The organism is Rhodococcus sp. TAF43 (genome assembly GCF_052113525.1).
Lineage (GTDB): Bacteria > Actinomycetota > Actinomycetes > Mycobacteriales > Mycobacteriaceae > Prescottella.
The window spans coordinates 20,256-43,816 of the sequence record NZ_JBFRDL010000013.1; the positions used below are offsets into that span (position 1 = coordinate 20,256).

The following is a 23,561-nucleotide window of genomic DNA, read 5'->3' on the forward strand; positions in this document are numbered from 1 at the left end:
TCTGCGAAGACGGCCGGGGTGGCCGAGTGGACACGTTCGGCTCGGCCTCAGTCCACCGACTCGCCGATGTCACCCACCACACCCTGCAGCTTGATGTCGCCGTCGGAGAGCTTGTAGGTGACGCCGACGATTGCGCACGTGCCCTTCTCCACCCGGTCGGCGATGATGCGCGAACGCTGCATCAGCAGCGAACCGGTCTCGACCACGTGCCGGCCCTCGAGCTCGTCGACGGTTGTGAGGCCCTCCTGCCGACCCATCAGGATCGACGGAGCCACGCGTTCGACGACGTCGCGGATGAAGCCGTTGGGGATCCGGCCCTTGTCGAGGGCGTCGAGCGTGGCCTTGACCGCGCCGCAGCCGTCGTGGCCGAACACGACGATGAGCGGCACGTTGAGGATCTCGACGGCGTACTCGATGGACCCGAGCACCGAACTGTCGATGACGTGACCGGCCGTGCGGACGACGAACATGTCGCCGAGACCGACGTCGAAGATGATCTCGGCGGCGACGCGGGAGTCGCCGCAACCGAAGAGCACTGCCGTCGGGTGCTGGGCGTCGACCAGTTTCGCGCGGTCGGCAATACCCTGACTCGGATGCAGCGGGGTGCCACTGACGAAGCGCTCGTTACCCTGCTTGAGGGCTTTCCAAGCGGAGATCGGGTTGGAATTGGGCATGCGGCAATTGTGCACCTTCGCGTGGCCGCCGTCTCGGTTGGACCGATGGCGACGGCGCGACGAGCGCCCGGCAGTGTGCGGAGAAGGGTGAGAGTTTCGATGTCGGTGGACGGTTCAGCACTGCTGCGCTGGTACGACGAGCAGGCCCGGGACCTGCCGTGGCGTCGCGACGGCGTGACGGCCTGGCACATTCTGATGAGCGAGATCATGCTGCAGCAGACCCCCGTCGTCCGCGTCGCGCCGATCTGGGAGGAATGGGTGCGGCGCTGGCCGGTGCCGTCGCTGATGGCCGCGTCGAGCCAGGCGGACGTGCTGCGCGCGTGGGGAAAGCTCGGCTACCCGCGCCGGGCACTGCGCCTGCACGAGTGCGCGGGCGTGCTGGCCGACCGGCACGGCGACCAGGTGCCCACCGACGTCGACGTCCTGCTGGGCCTGCCGGGGATCGGCGACTACACCGCCCGTGCCGTGGCATGTTTCGCATACGGGCAGCGAGTTCCCGTAGTGGACACCAATGTTCGACGCGTCGTCGCGCGTGCCGTTCACGGCCGGGCGGATCAGGGCAATCCGTCCGCGAAGCGCGACATGGCGGACGTCGATGCGCTCCTGCCGCGCACCCGGGCCCGCGCCGCACGGTTCTCCGCCGCACTGATGGAGCTCGGCGCCACGGTGTGCACCGCCCGGACCCCCGACTGTGCGAGCTGCCCACTGGCGACCTGCGCATGGGTGGAGGCCGGGCGGCCCGCGCACGTCGGCGAGCCCCGCAAGGTGCAGAAGTTCGCGGGAACGGATCGCCAGGTCCGCGGGAAGCTGATGGACGTGCTGCGCGACAGCTCCCACCCGGTGGAGCGCGCGCGACTCGACCTCGTGTGGCTCAGCGACCCCGGGCAGCGCGACCGCGCACTCGATTCGCTCCTCGTCGACGGGTTGATCGAGCAGACCGAGGACGGACTGTTCGCCCTCGCCGGCGAGGGCAGTTGAGGATCAGTCCAACGTCTTCAGGAACTCTTCGACGGCGTCACGGTACCGCTGGGGCTGATCGTCGTGGACGAGGTGCCCGGCTTGAGCGACCCACACGTAGCGGGCGTCGTCGTGGCCGTCGAGCATGCGGCGCATCTGTCCCTCCGGGGTGATCGTGAACTCGCCCTCGATCAGCAGCGCGGGGGCCGTCACGGACTCCCACTGCGCCCAGAAGTCGCGGGTGCCCCACTCCTCGGAGATGTCGCGGAACGTCTCGACGTCACCGTGCAGGTACCAACCGTCGGCGCGGCGCTCGAACGAGTCGAGGAAGTAGCGGCCGGCCACCTCTCCGAAGTAGTCCAGGACGGACTCCTCGGTGGGGAACGGCTGCGGCCACGCGGAAACCATTGCCGCCCAATCGTTTGCCGTCCGACCACGGAAGTCCGGCGCCATGTCCTCGAGCACCAGCGCGCGAACCCGCCCGGGATGGGCGGCCGCGAAGCACCACGCGTGCAGCGCGCCCATGGAATGGCCGATGACGGTGATCGGCTCGTCGACGGCGGCGAGCGCGTCCGCGAGGTCGGCCACGAAGAGTTCGGTCGTGGGAGCCGACGCGATGGGGCGTCCGTGCCCGGCGGCGTCGAATGTGTAGACACGGCCGTGGTCCCGCAGCCAGGGCACGTGCCGCACCCACGTCCGCGAGCTGCCCATCAGCCCGTGGAGCAGCAGTATCGGCCGGCCCGTCCCACCCTCGTCGTGCAACACAAGACCGACGGTAACCCACCGACGTCCGGAGTACCCTCACGTCATGGCAGTCGTGAAGATCAACGCAATCGAGATCCCCGAGGGCGCCGGCCCCGAGCTGGAGAAGCGGTTCGCCGCTCGCGCCCACGCCGTCGAGAACTCCCCCGGGTTCCTCGGATTCCAGCTCCTGCGTCCGGTGAAGGGCGAGAACCGCTACTTCGTCGTCACGCAGTGGGAGTCCGACGAGGCGTTCCAGGCGTGGGCCAGCGGCCCGGCCCGCGAAGCCCATGCCGGCGAGCGCGCGAAGCCGGTCGCCAGCGGTGCGTCGCTGCTCGAGTTCGACGTGGTGCTCGACGTCGCAGCGGCGTCCGGTTCCTGACGAATCCCCCTCCACATCGGACAAATCGTCCGGTTCGGTCACGGTGCCCATCGCTCGATTGACACCGTGACCCCCTGGGTGCAAAAGTGCGCTCGACAGAGCGATGGATCGACGGAACCGGCAGCGATCGGAGCCATCACCGTCGCAGTAGTTCTCCACGCAATGCTGGCCCTCTACCTGGTCGGATTCGACCAGGGGGCAATCTCCCGCAGCGGCATGTACATGCACAAGCTCATGCATGACGGTCGGCACCTGCTGGGCCTGCCGTGCCACTGACCACGCTCACGGACAGTTTCAAGACCCTCCTCCGCGGGCTGCTGGCCGGCCTGATCGCGGGCTTGCTCGCCGGTGCCGTCGCGTTCACGCTCGGCGAGCCGCACGTGCAGGCCGCGATCAACATCGAGGAGTCGGCAGCAGCCGCCGAGGCGCCTGGAGCGGACCATCACGCGGGCGAGGCCACCACGGATCCCGGCGCCGCGGAAGAGTCCGCGGGACACTCCCACGGTGACGAAGAACCCCTCGTCAGCCGCACCGGCCAGCGCGCAGGCCTGTTCCTCGCAACCGCGTTGGCCGGGCTGGCGCTCGGTGCGATCTTCGCGGTCGTCGTGCACTACGCACGCCGTTTCACCGCCGTGAACGGGCCGCTACTGGCAATCGCCGTCGCCGGATGCGGTTGGCTCGCAATCGAAGCCGTGCCGTTCTTCAAGTACCCGGCGAATCCGCCGGCCGTCGGYGACCCGGACACCATCAACGAGCGCACCCTGCTGTGGCTCGCGTCGGTGATCCTGGGACTGGCCGCCGTGGCCGTGGCCGTGTACGTGGGGCGCGCACTGCGCAACCAGCAACTGGTGACGCTGCGCGTCATCGGCCAGGTGGCCGCGTTCCTCGTCGTGGCTGCAATCGGGTACATCGCGCTTCCCGGCATCAACGAGGTCGGCGAGGACTTCCCGGCCACGCTGCTGTGGGAGTTCCGGGTCTCTTCGCTCGCAACGCAGGCCATGCTGTGGCTCGCGCTGGGGCTGGCGTTCGCGTTCCTCACGGAACGCGCCCACCGCCGCGTGACCCGCTAGATCAGATCGCGCACGTATCGTCAGTGCAGCCCTCGGCATCACCGCCGGGGGCTGCACTGGTTTCGCCTGCCGTCTGGTCGTACGCCTGACGGAGCAGCTCCGCGAACACGTCCGCCGGCTGCGCGCCCGACACCGCGAGACGCCGATTCGCCACGAAGAACGGCACCCCCGACACCTGCAGCTGGCGGGCCGTCTCGATGTCGGCCCGCACCAGGTCGGCGCCGGCGTCGCCGTCGAGCGCCGCCGTGACCTCGTCGGCGTCCAGGCCGGCGCTCGCGGCGAGCTCGACGAGCACGGTCCGGTCGTCGATCACCTTGCCGTCCGTGAAGTATCCCCGGAACAACGCCTCGAGCAGCTCGTCCTGCCGATCGCCGGCCAGATGCAGCAGGCGATGGGCGTCGAACGTGTTGGACGCGGTCAGGGTGTCGAGATCCATCACCAAACCGTCGACTGCAGCCGTACGGGCGACGTGCTCGTACAACTCCCGCGCCTGCTCGACCGGCACGCCCCGACGCTCCGCGACGACCTCGAGCTGACTGCGCCGGGCACCCACCGGGGTGTCGGGAGCGAGCTGGTACGACCGCCACACCACCTCGACACGGTCGCGGTGCGGGAAGTCGGCGAGGGCCGCCGCGAAGCGGCGCTTACCGATGTAGCACCACGGGCAGGCGATGTCCGACCACACCTCGACCAAAACGGTCGGCTGATCGGATTCGGATACGGCATTGTTCTCGATGGTCACGAGCCATTCGAACACATGCCGCCCGCATCCTGTTCCGCGCCCACCGGGGGCGGTCAGCCGCGACTCAACTGCTCCCGTAACTCCCGCTTGAGGATCTTGCCGGACCGGTTGCGCGGCAGGGCTTTGGAGACGACCAGGCGCTGCGGCGCCTCGTCGGCGCCGACACCCCGGCTCTCGAGGTGCTCGACCAACTCGTCGAGATCGAGGATCGATCCGGGCCGACATCCCACGACCGCGACGACGCGTTCGCCCGTCCCGCCGTCGGGGCATCCGACGACCGCCACCTCCGCGACAGAGGGATGCTCCGCGATCAGCATCTCCAACTCGGCCGATCCGATCGGGACGCCGTCGCGCACGATGAGGTCGGCAGCCCGGTCGACGAACCTGAGGTACCCGTCGCCCGGACCGTCGATCACGAACAGGTCGCCGGTCCGGAGGAAGCCGTCCTCGTCGAACGGATCCCGGTCCCGCGCCGGGTTGAGGTACCCCGCGAACACCGTCGGCCCCTTGACCCGGAGTTCCCCGGGAACGCCCGGGACGACGATCTCGTCTCCGGTGCGGCCGTCCACCAGATCGACCTCGGCTCCCGTGGCGTCGCCTGCCCGCGGATACAGCAGAGTCCGCTGTCCCCGCGCCACGCCCGTCGGCGCCGAGCGCAGGCTCACGCCCTCGACGCTGCCGAAGAAGTTGATCAACTCGACCCCGTAACTCTCCTTCCACTTCCGCACCGTGTCGGGCGACATCGGTCCGGCGCCTACGCCGATCCGGGTGAGGGTCGACAGGTCGACCGTGGGCCCCTCACGCCGTTCGATCTCAGCGAGTACCGCCGGCCGCCCCGCGGTGTAGGTGACCTTCTCCTCCGCGATCTGACGCAGAAAGACATCGAGGTCGGGCGGCTGATGCTGCACCAGCACACATCCGACGGAGAGCCACGGCAGCAGCGTTCCGACGATCCCCGCGGCCGTCATCATCGGGAACGGGTTGAGGATCACGTCGTCGACGGTCAGCGACGCGTATCGGACGAGGGCCCGAGCCTGGGCGAGCGACTCGTAGTGGGCGTGCGGCACCCCCTTGGGTTCGCCCTCCGTTCCTGCCGTCCAGCAGATGGCGATGCAGTCGTTGGGGTCGACGACGTGCGTTGTCGCGTACTCGGCAACCCTTTCGATGTCGGCTGCCGTCGGCACCGTGTGCCCGATCCGCACGACGCCGTCGGGCACACCCACCCCGTAGCTGAGGACGACCCGAAGCGTGGGGATCTGCGACCGCACGGACATCACCCGACCGGCGACGGGACTCGATCCGATCCGACCCGCGGTGACGAAGGCACTGGCACACGACTCGTTGCACGTCTCGACGATCTCCGCATCGGTCGAATGCACCGGCAGCGGCGACACGACCGCACCGATCCGCCAGGATGCGAGGAAGACGACGACCTGTTCGACGGTGTTCGGCAACTGGACGGCGATCACCTCGCCGGCCCTGATCCCGGCCTCGAGCAGCACCGCCGCCAACCGGTCGACCTCGACATCGAGTTCGGCCCACGTGACCCGACGCGGCAGCGCGTCGACCTGCTCGGCCTTGTTCACGGGATCGACCACCGCAAGCTGGGATCCACGGTCCCGCACCCGATCGGCGAAGAGTTGTCGGACTGTCTCCGGAGTCCACGCGCCGGAAGCGGTGTACTCGGTGATCCGGATCTGAGGGTGAATCTTCAGGCTCCCCATATGCCTTCCCTTCCGTCGATCCGACGCCCCGACCGTCGTCACTTCAGTTAGAGGTGTGATCTAGGTCACTAGATTTACCACGGACTGTTATCCACGCGCGACCTGGGCGCCCGGACCGAGACTCGCAGTCACGTCGTCCAGCCCGGCCGGCTCCCGGCACCGCGCGCAAACCATCACCGGGGTGAACTCGGCCCCGCAGTCGACGTGCCGCACCCGCAACAGACCGGCCGGACCGTCCGGCGCCCACTCACGCTCCCACGACCACATCGCCGCCAGGATCGGCCACACCGCGCGGCCGCGATCGGTGAGCAGATACTCGGGCCGCGCCGAAGCGATCGGGAACACGACCTTGTCGAGCAGGCCCGCGTCGGTCAGCCAGGCGAGCCGTCCGGTCAGGACCGAGTTCGAGATCTTCCCCCTACCCGCCCAGTCGCTGTACCGTCGCGCCCCGCGCAGGGCATGGTCGAGGATCCACAGATTCCACTCGTCGCCGAGCAGACCGAATGCGATCGCGAGCACGTTGTCGCYACCCGGATCCACTACGTAGCCGCCCCCACGCATGACCAGCTCCCCGTCGTCAGTGGGCGGAGTATTGCACAGACCACGTCGGCGAATCGGCCGAAAGTCCGGTTTCCGGGGTCGTACCCGTTTGCCCGACATCCCGTCTCGTTCCGTCGCGTCCGACGATGCATTCGCAGTTGTGTGAAGTCCACAAGTCCGCGAGATCCACCGCATCGGCCGCGTAGCGTCAGTGACGCCTTCCGCCCGGCCGTCGGCCGCTCCCACAGTCGGCGGTCGCCCACGGCTTCGGCCGCCCAGCCGAATCGAGTTCTCCGGCCGCTTCGATCGCAGCGCATGACAAGCCAGCGGTGTTCGGACGCACCCCAGGAGGAACCATGACTCTCGCCCACAGCCCGAATCGGGCGATCGAATCACTCGGCATCGCGCTCGTCGCGGTGGGTGTGATTCTCCTCGCCCTGCTCACGCTCTATCTCGTCGGCTTCGACCAGGGCGCGATCTCCCGCACCGGGATGTACATGCACGAACTGATGCACGACGGCCGCCACCTCCTGGGGCTCCCGTGCCACTAGCAGGATCGTTGAAGAGCCTGCTGCTGCGAGGCCTTCTCGCCGGGCTGATCGCCGGACTCCTCACCGGCGCAGTCGCCTTCGCGCTCGGTGAACCGCACGTCACGACTGCCGTCACGATCGAGGAATCCGCGCCCGCAGTCGGCGATCCGGACACCATCAACGAGCGGACGCTGCTGTGGCTGGCCGCGCTCGTACTCGGGCTCGCGGCCGTGGGGGCCGCCGTCTACGTCGCCAAGGCGCTTGCGTCGCAACACTACTGGACGGTACGGACCGCCTCCGCGATCGTCACCTTCCTCGCGATCGTCACCGTCGGCTATCTCCTGCTGCCGACCGTGAACGAGGTGGGAGAGGACTTCCCCGCAACTCTGCTGTGGCAGTTCCGGGTGTCGTCGCTGGCGACGCAGGCCACGCTGTGGCTGAGCCTGGGACTGGTCTACGCCTACCTCACCGAACGGGCACAGCGCGGCCCGGCCTCCCCCACCACGGCCCCCGCATCCACGCCGGGGCAGGCGCCGACCGGCACCTCACGACCGTAGGAGGGGACCTGACGAGGATTCGGAGCACCACGAACCACCGGACCCACTTGGAAGGGAGACCTCCGTGAGCACCACCCAGGCACAATTCCAGACCCTCACCGACGGTCTGGCACAGATCACCCCCGCAGTCCACGACGTGCAGGACTCGCCGAACTCGATCACCAACGCGCAGTACGACATCCTGCGGCACGTCCTGCACGACGTCGGCGGGCAGCCGGCACTCCCGGTCGAGTACAAGGAGAAGCCGGAAGAGGACTGGGAGATGAACACGTACCTCACGTGCGAATGCCTCGCGTGGCGCGGTTCGTGGAACTCCGAGATGCGCCGTCGGGCCGAGGTCGACCTCGGTGAGACCCAGTACTTCGGGCTCCCGTACTACGCACGATGGATCACCGTCGCCGCGAAGGTGATGGTCGACAAGGGGCTGATTCCCCTCGACGAACTCTCCGACAAGATCGACGAGGTGCGGGCACGGCTGCAGGAGGCGAGGAAGTGATGCCGAAGTTCAAAGTCGGCGACCGCGTGGTCGTCAAGGACCAGACCAGCCTCTTCCACACGCGCACACAGGCTTACGTGCGCAACCAGACCGGCACCGTCGTCGCGCACCGACCCGAATGGGTGATTCCGGAGGACGAGGCCTTCGACAAGCTCGAGACCGGCCGCAAGGAACCGTTCTACGTCGTCTCGTTCAAGCAGACCGATCTGTGGCCCCGCTACACCGGGTACGACATCGACACGCTCGAGACCGAATGCGCGGAGGGCTGGCTCCGGGCTCCCGAGAAGGACCAGTAGGAGGAGAAGTGAGCGACTCACACAGCCATTCCGGCAAGGATGCACACGCGCCCATCCAGGCCTCCGAGGAGGTCAGCGAGTTCGAGGTCCTGGAACTCGCGCTGCGCGAACTCGCGATCGAGAAGGGTCTGTTCTCCGCCGAGGATCACCGCCGCTTCTCCGAGTGGGCCGAGTCGATCGGACCCTCCGGCGGGTCGAAACTCGTGGTCAAGGCTTGGACCGATCCCGAGTTCAAAAAGCGCCTGCTCGAGGACGGGACCGAGACCTGTAAGGAGGTGGGCATCGACTGGACCGACCCCACCGGCTCCGGAACACCGAGTGACTACACCTACTTCTACGTCCTCGAGAACACCCCGACGGTGCACAACGTGATCGTGTGCACGCTGTGCTCGTGCTACCCGCGCCCCGTGCTGGGAATGTCGCCGGACTGGTACCGGACGCCGAACTACCGTCGACGCATGGTGCGGCGCCCCCGCGAGGTTCTCGCCGAGTTCGGACTACACTTCCCGTCCGATGTGGAAGTGCGCGTGCATGATTCGAACCAGAAGTCGCGGTTCATGGTCATGCCGATGCGCCCCGGGGGCACCGAGGGCTGGACCGAGGAACAGCTCGAGAAGATCGTCACCCGCGACACGATGATCGGTGTGGCACTGCCGTCCGCCGACTGGGACGCATCCGAGGCGCCGTCCGCGCCGTCTTCGGGAGGTGGCAAGTGACCACGGCACAGGGATACGAGGTCATCCTCGGCACACTGAAAGAAGGCTCCGAGCGCGGCGGAGCCCTCCCCGACACCGACCGCAAGCCGGACCCGTGGGAGTCGGCAATGCAGGCCACGGTCGAATGCCTGTCGTGGCGCGGCGCGTGGGACAACCTCGAGCGCCGGCACACCGAGGACGAACTGGGCGAAACCATCTACAGCGAGTTCCCGGTCCACTCCCGGTCCGCGATCACCACCGCGCACACGCTGCTCGACCGCGGCATCGTCACGCAGGACGAACTGAAGGCGAAGATGGACCGGATCCGGGCGAGGCTCGAACGAGCCTGACCGCAAGGTCACCGGAAGCGATTCCGCCACAGTAACGTTCGAGCACCCGCCATACGGACTACTCGAGCGCGGCATCCAGCGTGACCGTGACGCCGGTGAGGGCCTTGCTCACAGGGCAGGACTCCTTGGCCGCCTGGGCCACACGGGCGAACCCCGCAGCGTCCAGGCCGTCCACCTCACCGCGGACAGTGAGCGTGATCCCGGTGAGCTTGAAGCCCGGATCGTCGGGGCCGAGCGATACGTCGGCGCGGATGTCGAGACTCTGCGGGACCCCACCCGCCTCGCCGATCAGGGCGGACAACTGCATCGCGTAGCAGGACGAGTGCGCGGCCGCGATCAGTTCCTCCGGACTGGTGGTGCCCCCGGCGTCCTCGGCGGCCCGCTTCGGGAACGACACCTCGAAGGTGCCCGCCCCCGAACTGGTGAGTTCGACCTGGCCCGAACCCTTTTCGAGCGTCCCTTTCCAGGCGGTGCGTGCGGTACGTGTGGGCATGGGAGTCCTTCCGTCGGAGTGTGCGGGTGACATCCACCAGTGTTCACCGACACCTCGTCCGGTACTCGCGATTTGCTCAGGATCACCGGTCGGCGCGCTCGGTCGCCTCGTCGGTCTCGTGATACTGCGCGAACAGTTCCCGTTCCCGATCGCGGTGCGGGTAGGCGAAGAAGACGAGCGCCGCACCGACCAGGACGATCACGATCGCCGCGCTGTACGCGCGGGTGTCACCGTCGAGGAAGGCCGCACGGGCGGCGGCGGTGATCGCGTCCGCGTACTGCGGGTACCGCTCCGCGACGTTCTCGGCACCGGCGAACGACTTCTCCAACGCGGCCTCGGTCTGATCACTGACGGCGCCGGAGTCCGGACTGGCGGCGATCGAGGCAGCGAACGAGGCCGCGTATCCGGCGGTGAGCAGCGCGCCGAGCACCGACTGCACGATGGCGCCACCCAGGTCGCGCTGCAGGTCCGCGGTGCCCGACGCCATTCCCGCCCGCCACACCGGCACCGACCCGGTCAGCGAATGCGAGGCGGGCGTGCCGGCGAGTCCGACGCCCGCGCCGAGGAACATGTAGCCGAGCGCGATCTTCCAGTACTGCGCGTCCTCCTTCCACAGCAGCAGGGCCACCAACAGTCCCAGCACGATCGCCGTGTATCCCAGCAAGAGGGTGAACCGCGCGCCGTGCGACTCGACCAGCTTGGCCGACTGCGGCGCCACCACCACCATGACGGCCGCCGCGGGCAGACCCGCGGAGCCCGCGGCCAGCGTGGAGTAGCCGAGCACGTTCTGCATGAACTGCTGACCGATGTACAACGTCCCCATCAGCGTGCCGAACACGACGATGCCCGCGACCGCCGCCACCCAGAAGATCCGCCTGCGGGCCACCCGCAGGTCGAACAGCGGGTACTTCGCCCGCAACTGCCGTATTCCGAACGCAATGCCCGCGGCGGCCGCGACCAGCAGCATCGACAACGCGGTCATGCGCATACCGTCGACGGGAGCGAAGTTGATCCCCAACACCAGTGCAGCCACCAGGACCACGGAAACGATCCCGCCCAGATGGTCCACCGGATCGGTCGACTCGTTGACGTGGCTCGGCACGAAGAACACGGCGAACCCCAGTGCGACCAGCGCGAGCGGCACCGTCACCAGGAACACCGAACCCCAGTCGAACGACTGCAACAGGGCACCGGACACGAGCGGGCCGAGCGAGGAGATGCCGCCCCCGATCGCGGACCACAGAGCGATCGCCTTGGTCCGGCCGGCCCCCGACCAGAGCGCGGTGATCAGCGCGAGGGTGGTCGGGAAGGCCATCCCGGCCGCGACACCCCCGAGCAGGCGCGCGAGGATCAGCACCTCGACGGTCGGTGCGAACGCGGCGATGATGCACGCGGGCAGCGACAGCACCATGCCGAGCACCAGCATCATCTTGCGGCCGAACCGGTCACCGAGGGCACCGAGGTAGAGCACCGAACCCGCGAGCCCGACGGAGTACCCGACGGCGATCAGGTTCAGCTGCGTCTGGCTCGCGTCGAAGGCCCGACCGATGTCGGGCAGCGCGACATTGGCCACCGCCAGGTTCAGGTTCGCCACGGCGGCGACGAGGATCAGGGCCGTCAGGACCAACGAGGCCCGGGCGGGGCGTGTCCCGACCGCAGCGGACGTCATGCGGCCAGTTCACACCATCGAGGTCCGTCCCGCTCACCGACAGGCCGACACGACCGGGACGAACCCCGCGGTGATCTGGTGGCAGGCCCCCGGCAGCCCCCCGGAGCCCACTCGACCGCCTCGGCGAATACCGACCGGGGCGACGATCGGCATAGCGTGCTGATCGTGACCACCGACGACGATCAGACCGGCCGGGCGCAGGCCGAGGGGGCAGCTCGGACCGCGGCTCTGGCCCGTGCCGCCCACCGACGGCGGCGTCGAGGACGCCGGCCGATCCTGGTAGGCATCGACGGTCCCGCGGGCGGCGGAAAATCGACCCTCGCCGATCGGGTCGCCGCGGCGCTGGGCGACGCGCCGATCGTCCGGATGGACGACCTCTACCCCGGCTGGGACGGTCTTGCGGCGTCCGTGCCGCTACTCGTCCGGTGGGTCCTCTCTCCCGCCGAGCACGGCCGGATCCCGCGCTACCGGCGCTACGACTGGTATCGCGGCGGATACGCGGAGTGGCGCGCGGTCCGCCGCCACCGCTACCTGATCGTCGAGGGTGCCGGATCGACCTGTGGCATCGCGCGCGGGTACTTCGCGGTCCGGGTGTTCGTCGACGCCTCCCCGGACGAGCGGATGCGTCGCGCCCTGCGGCGCGACGGCGACATATTCCGGCCGCACTGGGACCGCTGGGCCCGGCAGGAAGTGGCGTTGTTCGGGCCGGACCGGACGCGCCGCGCCGCGCACGTCGTGGTGATGACGGGGTCGACGGGCCCCTGCACCTGAGTGGGTCAGCCCGGTTCCGGCACCGGACGGGCGGCCCGGTGCCGATCGGCCATGCCCGACGCCCGGAGCCTGATCCCCTCGCGCAGACTCTCGGGCCCGAGAAGTTCCGCATCCTCGCCGAGCATCCACAACACTCCCCCGGCGTGAGCGGCGTCGCCGAACTCGACCTCGGCCGTGATCCAGCCGTCCGCGCGAGTCTCCGAGGCGGCGGAGAGCACCGAGCCGAGAAGGTCCTCCCGCCGCTCGGCCCGCACCCGAACGATGGCCGCCACGGACTCGTGCAGCGCACGGAACTCGGACCGCCGCCGGTCCCAGATCCCGGCCAGGTCGACGACGGGGTCGCGCCGCGCCGGCTCGTCGAGCTCCACGGCGTCCTGGATGCGGGACAGCCGGTACGTGCGCTCCGAACCGCGATGCGTTGCCACCAGGTACCACCTGCCGCCGGCATTGACCAGGCCGATCGGATCAACTGTGCGCCAGCGTGATTCGCTGCCGCGGGCGGCGTACCGGAGCCGAAGCCGGCGCCCCGCGAACACCACCTGCTGGATCAGGCCGAGATACGCCTCGTGGGACGGGTCGGTGAGCCAACCGCCCTGCCGCACGAGCACCCGTTCCGCAACTCGTGTGGCGGCCGAGCGATGCGTGTCGGGCATGGCGGCCGACACCTTCCGCATCGCGGACGCGAAGGCGGGCGCCATCCCCAGCGCCGCAGGGGTGGCCGCGGCGCCGGCCGCGAGCAGCGCCTTCGCCTCCTCCACCGTCAGCCCGGTGAGGTCGGTGGTGAACCCCGGCAGCAGGGCGAACCCGCCGTCCCGGCCGCGTTCCGCGTAGACGGGGATCCCTGCCGTCGACAGGGCCTCGACGTCACGCAGCACCGTGCGAGTGGACACCTCGAGCTCCCGGGCGAGGGCCGTGGCGGACATCCGTCCCCTGTTCCGCAGCAGCAATACCAGCGAGAGGAGGCGGTCGGCGCGCATTGCCCCATCCTCTCAGCAATACATGACAGGAGATGTCGTGATTAGAGACGAGAGTGGGCGCGGTCCGCACACGTGCACTCGATCGAAAGGCCCCACCATGACCGACATCACCGATCCCCGCCCCCTATACCGCGAGGCCCTGGCCTGGGTGACCGCCTTGATGGCCGAGGTGCGGCCGGACCAGCTGACGGATCCGACGCCGTGCGACGAGTTCGACGTCGCGACCCTGATGGGCCACCTGGTCGCCACCGTCGACCGGGCGCGTGTCATCGGGGAGGGCGGCGACCCGACCACCGTGCCGTTGGTCGCGATCGCCGTCGACGGCGATCGGTGCGCCGCGTACCGGATCGCCGGCGAGAGGATGTGGGCCGTCTGGAGCGACGACGCGCTGCTCGACGTCACCGTCACCGCGCCGTGGGGCCGCGTACCCGGCCGCGCCGCGATCTGGGGATACCTCAACGAGACGCTGGTCCACGGCTGGGATCTGGCCGCCGCGACCGGGCAACCCACCGAGACCGACTCCGCACTCGCCGAATCGGCACTCGCGGTGGCCCGCCGCGCGATCCCCGCCAGCCCCCGCGGTGGGCACGTGCCGTTCGGCGCGGTGGTCGAGCCGGCCGAGGGAGCGGGACCGACGGAACGCCTCGCCAACTGGTCCGGCCGGACCGGCATCGGCCGGCCCACGATCTCCGCCTGACACACGACGACGCCCCGCACGCTGCTGCGTGCGGGGCGTCGTCGTGCCTGTGAACCTACTCGGCGGAGCCACCCTCGGACGGGGCGTCGCCGGCACCGGCCAGCGCCTCGGCGGGCGAGTCCGGCACCTTGACCGGCTTCGGGTTGGGCGTGAACGTGAACTTCGCGTCCTCGCCCGCGCTCTCGCCGTCCCAACCCTCGACGTCGACGAGCACGATCTGACCGGGGCCGACCTCGTTGAAGAGGATCTTCTCCGACAGCTGGTCCTCGATCTCGCGCTGGATGGTGCGACGCAGCGGCCGCGCGCCGAGCACCGGATCGAACCCGCGCTTGGCGAGCAGCGACTTGGCCTGCTCGGTCAGCTCGATGTCCATGTCCTTGTTCTTCAGCTGCTTCTCGACGCGGCCGATCATCAGGTCCACCATCTGGATGATCTGATCCTTGGTCAGCTGGTGGAAGACGATGATGTCGTCGATGCGGTTGAGGAACTCGGGGCGGAAGTGCTTCTTGAGCTCGTCGTTGACCTTGAGCTTCATCCGCTCGTAGTTCGACTCGCTGCCCGTTCCGGCGGAGAAGCCCAGACCCACGGCCTTCGAGATGTCGGAGGTGCCCAGGTTCGAGGTGAAGATCAGCACGGTGTTCTTGAAGTCGACCGTACGACCCTGACCGTCGGTGAGACGGCCGTCCTCGAGCACCTGCAGGAGGGTGTTGTAGATCTCCTGGTGAGCCTTCTCGATCTCGTCGAACAGGACCACCGAGAACGGCTTGCGGCGCACCTTCTCGGTGAGCTGGCCGCCCTCTTCGTAGCCGACGTAGCCGGGAGGGGCACCGAACAGACGCGACGCGGTGAACCGGTCGTGGAACTCGCCCATGTCGATCTGGATGAGCGCGTCGTCGTCGCCGAACAGGAAGTTCGCGAGCGCCTTGGACAGCTCGGTCTTACCGACACCGGACGGGCCGGCGAAGATGAACGAACCGGACGGACGCTTCGGATCCTTCAGGCCGGCGCGGGTGCGGCGGATCGCCTTGGAGACGGCCTTGACGGCGTCCTCCTGGCCGATGATCCGCTTGTGCAGCTCCTCCTCCATGCGGAGCAGACGCGTGGTCTCCTCCTCGGTGAGCTTGAAGACCGGGATACCGGTCCAGTTGCCCAGCACCTCGGCGATCTGCTCGTCGTCGACCTCGGCGATGACGTCAAGGTCACCCGAACGCCACTGCTTCTCGCGCTCGGCACGCTGTGCGACGAGGGTCTTCTCCTTGTCGCGCAGGTTCGCGGCCTTCTCGAAGTCCTGCGCGTCGATCGCGGACTCCTTCTCGCGACGGGCGTCGGCGATCTTGTCGTCGAACTCGCGCAGGTCCGGCGGTGCGGTCATCCGACGGATGCGCATCCGGGCGCCCGCCTCGTCGATGAGGTCGATGGCCTTGTCCGGCAGGAAGCGGTCGTTGATGTAGCGGTCGGCCAGGGTGGCCGCCGCGACCAGCGCGCTGTCGGTGATCGAGACACGGTGGTGCGCCTCGTAGCGATCACGCAGACCCTTGAGGATCTCGATGGTGTGCTCGACCGTCGGCTCGCCGACCTGGACCGGCTGGAACCGGCGCTCGAGGGCGGCGTCCTTCTCGATGTACTTGCGGTACTCGTCGAGCGTGGTGGCACCGATGGTCTGCAGCTCGCCGCGGGCCAGCTTCGGCTTGAGGATCGAGGCCGCATCGATGGCGCCCTCGGCCGCGCCGGCACCGACGAGGGTGTGCAGCTCGTCGATGAACAGGATGATGTCGCCGCGGGTGTTGATCTCCTTGAGCACCTTCTTGAGGCGTTCCTCGAAGTCACCGCGATAACGGCTGCCGGCCACCAGGGAGCCCAGGTCCAGCGTGTAGAGCTGCTTGTCCTTGAGGGTCTCCGGGACCTCGCCGTTGACGATGGCCTGTGCGAGGCCCTCGACCACGGCGGTCTTACCGACGCCCGGCTCACCGATGAGGACAGGGTTGTTCTTGGTGCGGCGGCTCAGCACCTGCATGACGCGCTCGATTTCCTTCGAGCGGCCGATGACCGGGTCGAGTTTGCCTTCGAGGGCGGCCTGGGTGAGGTTGCGGCCGAACTGGTCGAGGACCAGCGACGTCGACGGGGTGCCCGCCTCGCCACGGCTGCCGCCGGCCTCGGCCGGCTCCTTGCCCTGGTAGCCCGAGAGCAGCTGGATGACCTGCTGACGGACACGGTTGAGGTCGGCGCCCAGCTTGACGAGCACCTGGGCCGCGACACCCTCGCCCTCGCGGATCAGGCCGAGCAGGATGTGCTCGGTGCCGATGTAGTTGTGGCCGAGCTGCAGCGCCTCGCGCAGGCTGAGCTCGAGGACCTTCTTGGCACGGGGGGTGAACGGAATGTGGCCGGACGGGGCCTGCTGGCCCTGGCCGATGATCTCCTCGACCTGGCTACGGACACCTTCGAGGGAGATACCCAACGACTCCAGCGACTTCGCCGCCACGCCCTCACCCTCGTGGATGAGACCGAGCAGGATGTGTTCCGTGCCGATGTAGTTGTGGTTGAGCATCCTGGCTTCTTCTTGCGCCAGGACAACAACGCGCCGCGCGCGATCGGTGAACCTCTCGAACATCGCTCTCCCTCACACTCTCCGGCGGTCCAGGTCCGAGGCCCCGCTTGTCACAGTGTCTCGTACCCGCCCGCCGCGTTTCGCTCCGGCACAACAGGCTGACGGCCTCCGGAACCGACGAAGGTTCCACGACCCCACCTCATACTCTAGTGGGCTGCCATTCGACCCGCCGCTCCTCCACCCGTCAAACGTGCGGAGTCAACCTGCTCGAAGTCTTCAACGCCGCAGGTGGCGGAATCGTTTCCCGCCGGCTGTACGCCTGAAGCGAACACTTCCGCAATGACCGCCGACACAGGGAATCGGCGAGGTTCGTAACGGTGATCCCGCTGGACGGCGCGTCGCGGCACCGTCAATCGACTCGACTGGGAGTAGCCCGGGTCGCCGCCGCGTCGACGTCGGGCACCGCCGAGTCCACGACGGATGCGCGCCGGGTGACGGTCATCGCCCGCCGCTCCGCCCGCGGGCCGGTGGGCAGCACGCGTTCCAGCGTCCGGTGCAACACCCACGCGATGGGGACGGAGAAGGCGACGGTGACGATGAAGACGCCCACGGTCGAGCCCTGGAAGGTGCGGTAGCCGAGCATCTCCATCACGAACTCCATCACCACGAGGTGCACCAGGAACAGTTCGTACGAGATCTCGCCCAGCCACACCATCGGTCCGGACGCGCACAGCTTGCCGAGGGGACCGGGCCAGTCGCCGATCACCAGTGGTGCCATCAGCGACATCGCGAACAGCAGGTAGAGCGTCGATTTGGTGACGGCCTCGGTGACGTCCATCGGGATGATCGTCGCCTCGCCCGCCAGCGGCGTGCATGCCAGCAGCAGGAAGTACAGCGCCAGCAGACCCATCGCGTACGGATTGCACCGCTTCACCGTCAGCGACGCCACCGCGAGCAGCATGCCGCCCGCGAACCACGCGATGAATCCCGGCAGCCACAGCCGTGCGGTGTACGTGAGGTCGGTGTTGTGCGTGATCAGCGTCCACAACGGCGTGATCGCGACGACCACGAGCAGCGCGATCGCGAGCCGGACCGGATGCCACGAGCGGCGGCAGACGACCACGACGAGGAACCACCCGAGCACTGGCAGCAGCAGATAGAACGTGGCCTCCACCGCCAGGCTCCACATCTGGGTGAGCCCGGTGTGCAGGTGCCCGGTCCCGTAGATCTGGGTGAGCGTCATGTTCCGCGCGAACCCCGACCAGCCCAGACCCGTCTCCCCCGGCTCCCGGAACAGATAGATCACGTAGGTCGCGACGACGGTGATCCAGTACGCCGGCAGGATCCGTCGGACCCGATGCCACAGGTACGTGCGCGCCGACGGCAACTCCTGCTGCCCGRCCGCCGCCCGTAGCCACGGACGGAAGAGCAGAAAGCCCGACAGCGCGAAGAACACCGCGACGCCGATCTCGAGGCGGGAGAACGCGCCGCCCGCCAGGTCGTTCGTGTACCGGCCGGTCCAGAACGCGGCGTGCGCGCCGACCACGAGCAGCGCGGCGACCGCGCGCAGGCCGGTGAGCGACGCCAGATACCCGGCGTCCCCGTCCGTTCTCACGAGCCGGACCCCGCAGCCGGGACGACGGCACCGACCGGACCGGCTCCGACGCACAGCGCCAGTCCAGGAGTCACCGGTTGCACGCGCACCGCGGTGCCGGGGCCGAAAAGCCGCACGAACACCTGGTTCAGCCCGGCCTGGACGGGGACAGTCACAGCGTCGGCAGCCGGGCCGCTGCCGCTGAGCCCGACCTCAATCGTCCCGTCGGCGCTCGCGAAGTAGTTGAGCTGGGCGGTCCACTCCCAGTCGATCAGCGGGCCGTCGAGCGGGATGTCGGTGGCGCCGTCCTCGACGCGGTAGCCACAGCCCGGCACCGGCCCCTGACCGATGTTGCGGATCGACGTCACGGCGGCGGGGATCAGCCGGCCGGAGTCGTCGAGGAGTTGCAGGTAGTTGGTGGACCGGCCGAACTCGGGGCGCTCGTCCAACGGGGCGAAGATGTGGCTGGTCGTGTTGTGCGGGTACGCGACGGGCAGCAGCACCCAGATGGACACCGGCTGATCCAGCAGCGGCGAGCCCTGATTCGCGGCCAGCGAGGCGCGGGCGTTCGCGAGGTAGTCGACAGTGGGGTTGTCGCGCCACCGCTGGACGAACGTGAACGTCGACCACACACTGCTCACGACGAACAGGACGGTCAGGGCCAGCGCGACGACCGCTCGTCTCTCCGGCTTCTGGAGCGCAGCCGGGGTGCGCAGCCGAKGATTCTCGCGACGCGGTGCGCGGACGATCAACGCCCAGCCGATCGCGATGACGACGGCACTGTCGGCGACGTAACGGAGCGTCTGCGCCAGCTCGTAGGCGGTACCGGGACCGGACCGGGTCAGCACCATCGCCGCCTCCGACGCCGCGACGTAGGCCACCAGCGCCAGCCACACCGCACCCGTGCGCTTCCGGCACAGCAGCGACCACGCCAGCGCCGCCAGCAGCACCGCCCAGGCGAGCACGACCAGGACGGTCGGCGGCGTCGCCCAAGGCGGGCTCGGCGGCCACCGATCCCACGCCCACGGTCCGCCGAGCAGTGTCGGCACCAGGCCCAGCGACGTGCCGTGGTGGGCGAGGCCGACGGTCTGCGCCGGACTCGGGACGACGAACCTCGACTCGGTGAAGTACAGGTACGCCGCCGCCCACAGCGCGGTGACGGCGACCAGCGGAATCCACAGCACCCGACCCCGCCGCCACGCCGAACGCAGCGGCCGCTCGATTCCGTCCAGCCGGAACAGCAGCACCACGGTCGCGAACGCGACGATCGGCACCAGCACCGATTTCTCGAAGAACGCCAGCGACAGCGCGGTCACCACGGAACCGGACACCGCGAACCGGACGCGTCCGGTCCGACAGAGCCGGATCGCGTCGCCCGCCACCCAGGCGAGGGCGATCTGCATCGGCAGCGAGTTCAGTCCCGCGGCCCACCACGCGAACGACGGCAGGGTCAGCGGAGAGAACAGGTAGAACGCGAGCGGCAGCAGCACGATCGGGCGCATCCCGAGCAGCAACCGCAGGACGCGAAGGACCGCGAGCGACGCCAGCAGTTGCAGTAACAGCAACATCAACGCAGGGACCGCCCAGGTCAGCGGTGCCACCGTGGTCGCGAACCAGGCCGCCAGGAACGCGGCAGGCATGAAGTGACCGTCGTGGTCGTAGAACAGGAACTCACCCGACAACGCCGGGTACTGCCCCGAGCGGCTGATGAGGATCAGGTCGTCCCAGTAGAAGTCGCCCGAGAAGGCGACGATGCCCCGCACCACCATCTGCAGGGCGACCATTGCGGCGGCCACCGCAAGGACTCGTCGGGAATCGAGCAGCCACCAGGGATTCCGCGTCGGTGTGGGCAAGTCGATCTCGTCGCCGAGGCCCGCCTCCGGAACTGCTCGCACCCGCACACGCTCCTTCCCGTCGGCCCGATCGCCGGAGCGGAACCTTACTGACGCAAATTAATGCGAGTCTGAGGAGCCGCCGGAGTGCTGTGCGAGGTGCTTCAGCCTCCTGTGATCGGTGCGACGAACTGGCACGGAATCGGACGCGGGCGGCCGCGGTCCAGCGCATTGAGCATGCGCGCCGCCATCGACTCCGCGGCGATCGCCGCATGCCCACCGTAATCGGTGCCCCGCCGGCGTGTCCTCTGCTCGATCGGCTTCATTCCGTCGAACGCCGGAATCGACCAGGAGCGATCGGCGAATGGAACGGGAGGAAGCGAGAAGACGCAATATTCCTCGGTCGCCGGGGGCGGGGCATACGTGGCCCCATTGTCCGGGCCGGTTCCCCCCGGTGCCGTGTACCGGCACAACCGGATTCGGATAACTGTCGAGCGGATTACGCGACGAGTGGTTCGATCTCGGCCCGGACCCACCCGGATTGTCCAATATCGAAGGCACTGCGTCGGTAAACAATCGCCTCAGCCGCACATCGCGGACACTAGCAGCGCGCCTTTACACGCGGGGCCGAATCGGCGGAGGCGACGTCCGGCCGTAATCAGTGCGCCTTGTTGTACGCCTCGGTGATTTCCGCCGAGATTCGACCGCGAGAGGACACCGGATAACCGTTCCGGCGTGCCCATTCGCGAATCGCCGCACTCTGCTCGCGGTCTACCGAAACACGCGACGAGGTCGCACTGCTACTGGAAGTACCCTTGCCGCCACGACGACGAGCCGTCGCCTTGCGGGCATGCGAAACCCAAACATCCAACTGTTCACGAAGCTTCGCAGCATTCTCCGAAGACAGATCGATCTCGTACAGAACCCCATCCAGGCCGAACTCGACCGTTTCATCGGCAGTGGCGTCCTGATCGACGTCGTCGATGAGCGTTACAGTGACCTTCTTTGCCATGGGGTCAATTCCTTCCGAATGACGCGACGTTGCTCAGACGCGATGCGCCCCAGCCGGTAACACGAATGCAATCGTACCCCTGAATCACCAAAAGTGATGACTCGGCAATAGGAGCGAATTGAAACTCCCGGTCAGCGCGCGCTCGGTCGGACAATTGGGAACAAGATGGTTTCCCTGATTCCCAATCCGGTGAGTGCCATCAGCAGACGGTCGATTCCCATGCCGGTTCCGGTCGTCGGCGGCATACCCTGCTCCATCGCCGCCAGGAACTCCTCGTCGAGAGCCATCGCCTCGTCGTCGCCGGCCGAGGCGAGACGCGCCTGATCGACGAAACGCTCACGCTGAATGATCGGATCGACCAACTCCGAATATCCGGTGGCGAGTTCGAATCCGCGGATGTACAGATCCCACTTCTCCGTGACACCCGGCAGGGTGCGGTGCTGGCGGGTCAGCGGCGACGTCTCGACCGGGAAGTTCCGCACGAACGTCGGCGCGTACAACTGGTCACCGCACTGGTGCTCCCACAGTTCCTCGACGAGCTTGCCGTGGCCGTATCCCTTGTCCTTCGGGACCTCGAGACCCACCTTGGCGGCCAGCGCCAGCAGCTCCTCGACCGTGGTGTCCGGGGTGACCTGCACGCCGATGGCCTCGGACAGCGACGGATACATGTCCATCGTCTTCCACTCGCCACTGAGGTCGTACTCGGTGCCGTCCGCGAGCGTGACCACCTGCGTACCGAACGCCGCCTGCGCGACCTCCTGGACCAGCTCGCGGATCATCTTCGCGGAATCGTCGTAGGTGCCGTAGGCCTCGTACGTCTCGAGCATCGCGAACTCCGGCGAATGCGTCGAGTCGACGCCCTCGTTGCGGAAGTTGCGATTGATCTCGAAGACCTTCTCGATGCCGCCGACCACGCAGCGCTTGAGGAACAGTTCGGGCGCGATACGCAGGTACAGGTCGATGTCGAGCGCGTTGGAATGCGTCACGAACGGGCGGGCCGCGGCGCCGCCGTGCAGCGTCTGCAGCATCGGCGTCTCGACCTCGAGGAACCCGCGCCGCTCGAGGGCATTGCGCAGCTCACGAACGACGGCAACACGCTTGCGGGCGTTCTCCCGGGCCTCGGGGCGGACGATGAGGTCCGCGTAGCGCTGACGCACGCGGGACTCCTCACTCATCTCCTTGTGCGCGACGGGCAGCGGACGCAGCGACTTGGCCGCCATCTGCCACGAGTCGGCCATGACGCTGAGCTCACCGCGACGGGAGCTGATGACCTCACCCTGCACGAACACGAAGTCGCCGAGGTCGACGTCGGACTTCCACGCGGCCAGGGCCTCTTCGCCGACGTTGGCCAGGCTCAGCATCGCCTGCAGCTGGGTGCCGTCGCCCTCCTGCAGCGTCGCGAAGCAGAGCTTGCCCGTGTTGCGCACGAAGATGACACGGCCCACGACGCCGGCCTGCTCACCGGTAGCGGTGTCGGGCTCCAGATCGGGGTACTTCGCGCGCACCTCCGCGAGGCTGTGAGTGCGGGGAACGGACACCGGGTACGGCTCCTGCCCCTGGGCAAGCAGACGCTCCCGCTTCTCGCGGCGGATCCGGAGCTGCTCGGGGGTGTCGTCTACTGGCTGGGCGGGTGCTTCACTCACGGGATACAAGACTATAGGGCGGCATCTGCCGAGCGTGTGGCCGGTAGCGCGGCAGCGATCGCGAGCACCACGCCGGATGCGAAGTAGAGGCCGACCCGGACGTGATTCCAGAGCGTCCATCCGGTTCGGTAGCTCTGCCAGGCGTTCGCGTCGGCCAGGTCCGCCGACGCGAACGCGTCGTTGCGCGGAACGTGGTAAATCGCGGTGACGGCGAAGGCCGCGATCGTCCCGACGACACCCACCAGCACCAGGACCCATCCGGTGGGGCGGACGACGACCGCCCACACGCCGCAGACCGCGGCGGTGAGCGCGGATCCCATCAGCGGAATCATCAGCGCACTGCGCGGCGCCGCGACGTTGATCGCCTGCATCGACTCGATCGCCGAGTGTGCGGGAATCGAACTCAGTGCGGGCATCACGAACGCGGAGAACGCGAACAGGGCCCCGCCGGCGATCACGGCGCCCAGCGCGGTCACTCCGACGAGGATCTCGAAGGCGACTGCTCCCGACGACGACGTGCCGTCCGCTGTTGTGGTCATGAATCGATACCACCGCAACAATGCGAGACGATCCA

The 23,561-nt window shown here is 68.3% G+C and carries 26 protein-coding genes; 12 read left to right on the forward strand and 14 right to left on the reverse strand.

Annotated features, from left to right (window positions below):
• Positions 1-47: 47 nt before the first annotated feature.
• Positions 48-674 (reverse strand): carbonic anhydrase, encoded by a 627-nt coding sequence (locus AB4Z09_RS11355; RefSeq protein WP_114723408.1) that lies wholly within the window; start codon positions 672-674, stop codon positions 48-50.
• 99 nt (positions 675-773) lie between these two features.
• On the opposite strand from AB4Z09_RS11355, the gene AB4Z09_RS11360 reads away from it, so the two are divergent.
• A complete protein-coding gene (locus AB4Z09_RS11360) occupies positions 774-1,652 on the forward strand; it encodes an A/G-specific adenine glycosylase (RefSeq protein ID WP_174914412.1) in 879 nt (292 codons plus the stop codon).
• A 3-nt stretch (positions 1,653-1,655) separates the two neighbouring features.
• Here AB4Z09_RS11360 and AB4Z09_RS11365 read toward each other — a convergent pair whose 3' ends face one another.
• Complete coding sequence (locus AB4Z09_RS11365) at positions 1,656-2,396, reverse strand: alpha/beta fold hydrolase (protein WP_174907986.1); 741 nt, start codon at positions 2,394-2,396, stop codon at positions 1,656-1,658.
• A gap of 43 nt (positions 2,397-2,439) precedes the next feature.
• Between AB4Z09_RS11365 and mhuD the strand changes: the two genes are divergently transcribed.
• From mhuD to AB4Z09_RS11380, 3 genes are all read left to right on the forward strand, one after another.
• A complete protein-coding gene (mhuD, locus tag AB4Z09_RS11370; protein ID WP_114723411.1) occupies positions 2,440-2,754 on the forward strand; it encodes a mycobilin-forming heme oxygenase MhuD in 315 nt (104 codons plus the stop codon).
• Positions 2,755-2,880: 126 nt separating this feature from the next.
• A complete protein-coding gene (locus AB4Z09_RS11375; protein ID WP_254622941.1) occupies positions 2,881-3,030 on the forward strand; it encodes a CbtB domain-containing protein in 150 nt (49 codons plus the stop codon).
• Positions 3,021-3,824 carry a CbtA family protein gene (locus AB4Z09_RS11380; RefSeq protein WP_174907984.1) on the forward strand — a complete coding sequence of 268 codons (804 nt, stop codon included), beginning with the start codon at positions 3,021-3,023 and terminating at the stop codon, positions 3,822-3,824. The genes AB4Z09_RS11375 and AB4Z09_RS11380 overlap by 10 nt, the downstream gene beginning before the upstream one ends.
• Before the next feature lies 1 nt (position 3,825).
• Here the strand turns inward: AB4Z09_RS11380 and AB4Z09_RS11385 are convergent, their stop codons facing one another.
• The 3 genes from AB4Z09_RS11385 to AB4Z09_RS11395 form a co-directional block, all read right to left on the reverse strand.
• Positions 3,826-4,560 carry a DsbA family oxidoreductase gene (locus AB4Z09_RS11385; protein WP_442239773.1) on the reverse strand — a complete coding sequence of 245 codons (735 nt, stop codon included), beginning with the start codon at positions 4,558-4,560 and terminating at the stop codon, positions 3,826-3,828.
• Positions 4,561-4,619: 59 nt separating this feature from the next.
• Positions 4,620-6,290: a class I adenylate-forming enzyme family protein gene (locus AB4Z09_RS11390; RefSeq protein ID WP_442239745.1), complete on the reverse strand. Its 1,671-nt coding sequence runs from the start codon at positions 6,288-6,290 to the stop codon at positions 4,620-4,622.
• An 87-nt stretch (positions 6,291-6,377) separates the two neighbouring features.
• Complete coding sequence (locus AB4Z09_RS11395; protein WP_442239746.1) at positions 6,378-6,851, reverse strand: winged helix-turn-helix transcriptional regulator; 474 nt, start codon at positions 6,849-6,851, stop codon at positions 6,378-6,380.
• Between the two features lie 335 nt (positions 6,852-7,186).
• Between AB4Z09_RS11395 and AB4Z09_RS11400 the strand changes: the two genes are divergently transcribed.
• The 6 genes from AB4Z09_RS11400 (at position 7,187) to AB4Z09_RS11425 (ending at position 9,754) form a co-directional block, all read left to right on the forward strand.
• Positions 7,187-7,381 (forward strand): CbtB domain-containing protein, encoded by a 195-nt coding sequence (locus tag AB4Z09_RS11400; RefSeq protein ID WP_442239747.1) that lies wholly within the window; start codon positions 7,187-7,189, stop codon positions 7,379-7,381.
• Positions 7,372-7,917, forward strand: coding sequence for a CbtA family protein (locus AB4Z09_RS11405; protein WP_174907980.1), 546 nt, complete (start codon positions 7,372-7,374; stop codon positions 7,915-7,917). Before AB4Z09_RS11400 ends, AB4Z09_RS11405 begins: the two co-directional genes overlap by 10 nt.
• A 115-nt stretch (positions 7,918-8,032) precedes the next feature.
• Positions 8,033-8,413, forward strand: coding sequence for a hypothetical protein (locus AB4Z09_RS11410; RefSeq protein ID WP_442239774.1), 381 nt, complete (start codon positions 8,033-8,035; stop codon positions 8,411-8,413).
• Positions 8,413-8,709: an SH3-like domain-containing protein gene (locus tag AB4Z09_RS11415; protein WP_368077029.1), complete on the forward strand. Its 297-nt coding sequence runs from the start codon at positions 8,413-8,415 to the stop codon at positions 8,707-8,709. Before AB4Z09_RS11410 ends, AB4Z09_RS11415 begins: the two co-directional genes overlap by 1 nt.
• A gap of 8 nt (positions 8,710-8,717) precedes the next feature.
• Positions 8,718-9,425: a thiocyanate hydrolase subunit gamma gene (gene scnC, locus AB4Z09_RS11420; protein ID WP_442239748.1), complete on the forward strand. Its 708-nt coding sequence runs from the start codon at positions 8,718-8,720 to the stop codon at positions 9,423-9,425.
• Positions 9,422-9,754 carry an SH3-like domain-containing protein gene (locus AB4Z09_RS11425; RefSeq protein ID WP_174907975.1) on the forward strand — a complete coding sequence of 111 codons (333 nt, stop codon included), beginning with the start codon at positions 9,422-9,424 and terminating at the stop codon, positions 9,752-9,754. Before scnC ends, AB4Z09_RS11425 begins: the two co-directional genes overlap by 4 nt.
• A gap of 58 nt (positions 9,755-9,812) precedes the next feature.
• On the opposite strand, the gene AB4Z09_RS11430 is transcribed toward AB4Z09_RS11425, so the two are convergent.
• Both AB4Z09_RS11430 and AB4Z09_RS11435 read right to left on the reverse strand, forming a co-directional pair.
• Positions 9,813-10,247 (reverse strand): OsmC family protein, encoded by a 435-nt coding sequence (locus AB4Z09_RS11430; protein WP_174907973.1) that lies wholly within the window; start codon positions 10,245-10,247, stop codon positions 9,813-9,815.
• Between the two features lie 82 nt (positions 10,248-10,329).
• Entirely contained in the window at positions 10,330-11,916 is a 1,587-nt protein-coding gene (locus AB4Z09_RS11435; RefSeq protein ID WP_114723422.1) for an MFS transporter, read from the reverse strand.
• Positions 11,917-12,081: 165 nt separating this feature from the next.
• On the opposite strand from AB4Z09_RS11435, the gene AB4Z09_RS11440 reads away from it, so the two are divergent.
• Positions 12,082-12,687 (forward strand): hypothetical protein, encoded by a 606-nt coding sequence (locus AB4Z09_RS11440; protein WP_429518345.1) that lies wholly within the window; start codon positions 12,082-12,084, stop codon positions 12,685-12,687.
• 5 nt (positions 12,688-12,692) lie between these two features.
• On the opposite strand, the gene AB4Z09_RS11445 is transcribed toward AB4Z09_RS11440, so the two are convergent.
• Complete coding sequence (locus tag AB4Z09_RS11445) at positions 12,693-13,664, reverse strand: helix-turn-helix transcriptional regulator (RefSeq protein WP_442239749.1); 972 nt, start codon at positions 13,662-13,664, stop codon at positions 12,693-12,695.
• A gap of 97 nt (positions 13,665-13,761) precedes the next feature.
• On the opposite strand from AB4Z09_RS11445, the gene AB4Z09_RS11450 reads away from it, so the two are divergent.
• Positions 13,762-14,361: a TIGR03086 family metal-binding protein gene (locus AB4Z09_RS11450; RefSeq protein ID WP_442239750.1), complete on the forward strand. Its 600-nt coding sequence runs from the start codon at positions 13,762-13,764 to the stop codon at positions 14,359-14,361.
• Positions 14,362-14,416: 55 nt separating this feature from the next.
• On the opposite strand, the gene AB4Z09_RS11455 is transcribed toward AB4Z09_RS11450, so the two are convergent.
• The 6 genes from AB4Z09_RS11455 to AB4Z09_RS11480 all read right to left on the reverse strand — a co-directional run bounded on the left by AB4Z09_RS11455 (position 14,417) and on the right by AB4Z09_RS11480 (position 23,526).
• A complete protein-coding gene (locus AB4Z09_RS11455; RefSeq protein WP_114723425.1) occupies positions 14,417-16,969 on the reverse strand; it encodes an ATP-dependent Clp protease ATP-binding subunit in 2,553 nt (850 codons plus the stop codon).
• A gap of 346 nt (positions 16,970-17,315) precedes the next feature.
• Entirely contained in the window at positions 17,316-18,521 is a 1,206-nt protein-coding gene (locus AB4Z09_RS11460) for an acyltransferase family protein (RefSeq protein WP_442239751.1), read from the reverse strand.
• Positions 18,518-20,395, reverse strand: a complete 1,878-nt coding sequence (locus AB4Z09_RS11465; protein ID WP_442239752.1) for a hypothetical protein — start codon at positions 20,393-20,395, stop codon at positions 18,518-18,520. The genes AB4Z09_RS11460 and AB4Z09_RS11465 overlap by 4 nt, the downstream gene beginning before the upstream one ends.
• A 595-nt stretch (positions 20,396-20,990) precedes the next feature.
• Positions 20,991-21,344: a histone-like nucleoid-structuring protein Lsr2 gene (locus AB4Z09_RS11470; protein WP_114723429.1), complete on the reverse strand. Its 354-nt coding sequence runs from the start codon at positions 21,342-21,344 to the stop codon at positions 20,991-20,993.
• A gap of 131 nt (positions 21,345-21,475) precedes the next feature.
• A complete protein-coding gene (gene lysS, locus AB4Z09_RS11475) occupies positions 21,476-22,987 on the reverse strand; it encodes a lysine--tRNA ligase (RefSeq protein ID WP_114723477.1) in 1,512 nt (503 codons plus the stop codon).
• A gap of 11 nt (positions 22,988-22,998) precedes the next feature.
• On the reverse strand, positions 22,999-23,526 hold the full coding sequence (locus AB4Z09_RS11480) for an anthrone oxygenase family protein (protein ID WP_174907964.1): 528 nt from the start codon (positions 23,524-23,526) through the stop codon (positions 22,999-23,001).
• Between the last annotated feature and the right edge of the window lie 35 nt (positions 23,527-23,561).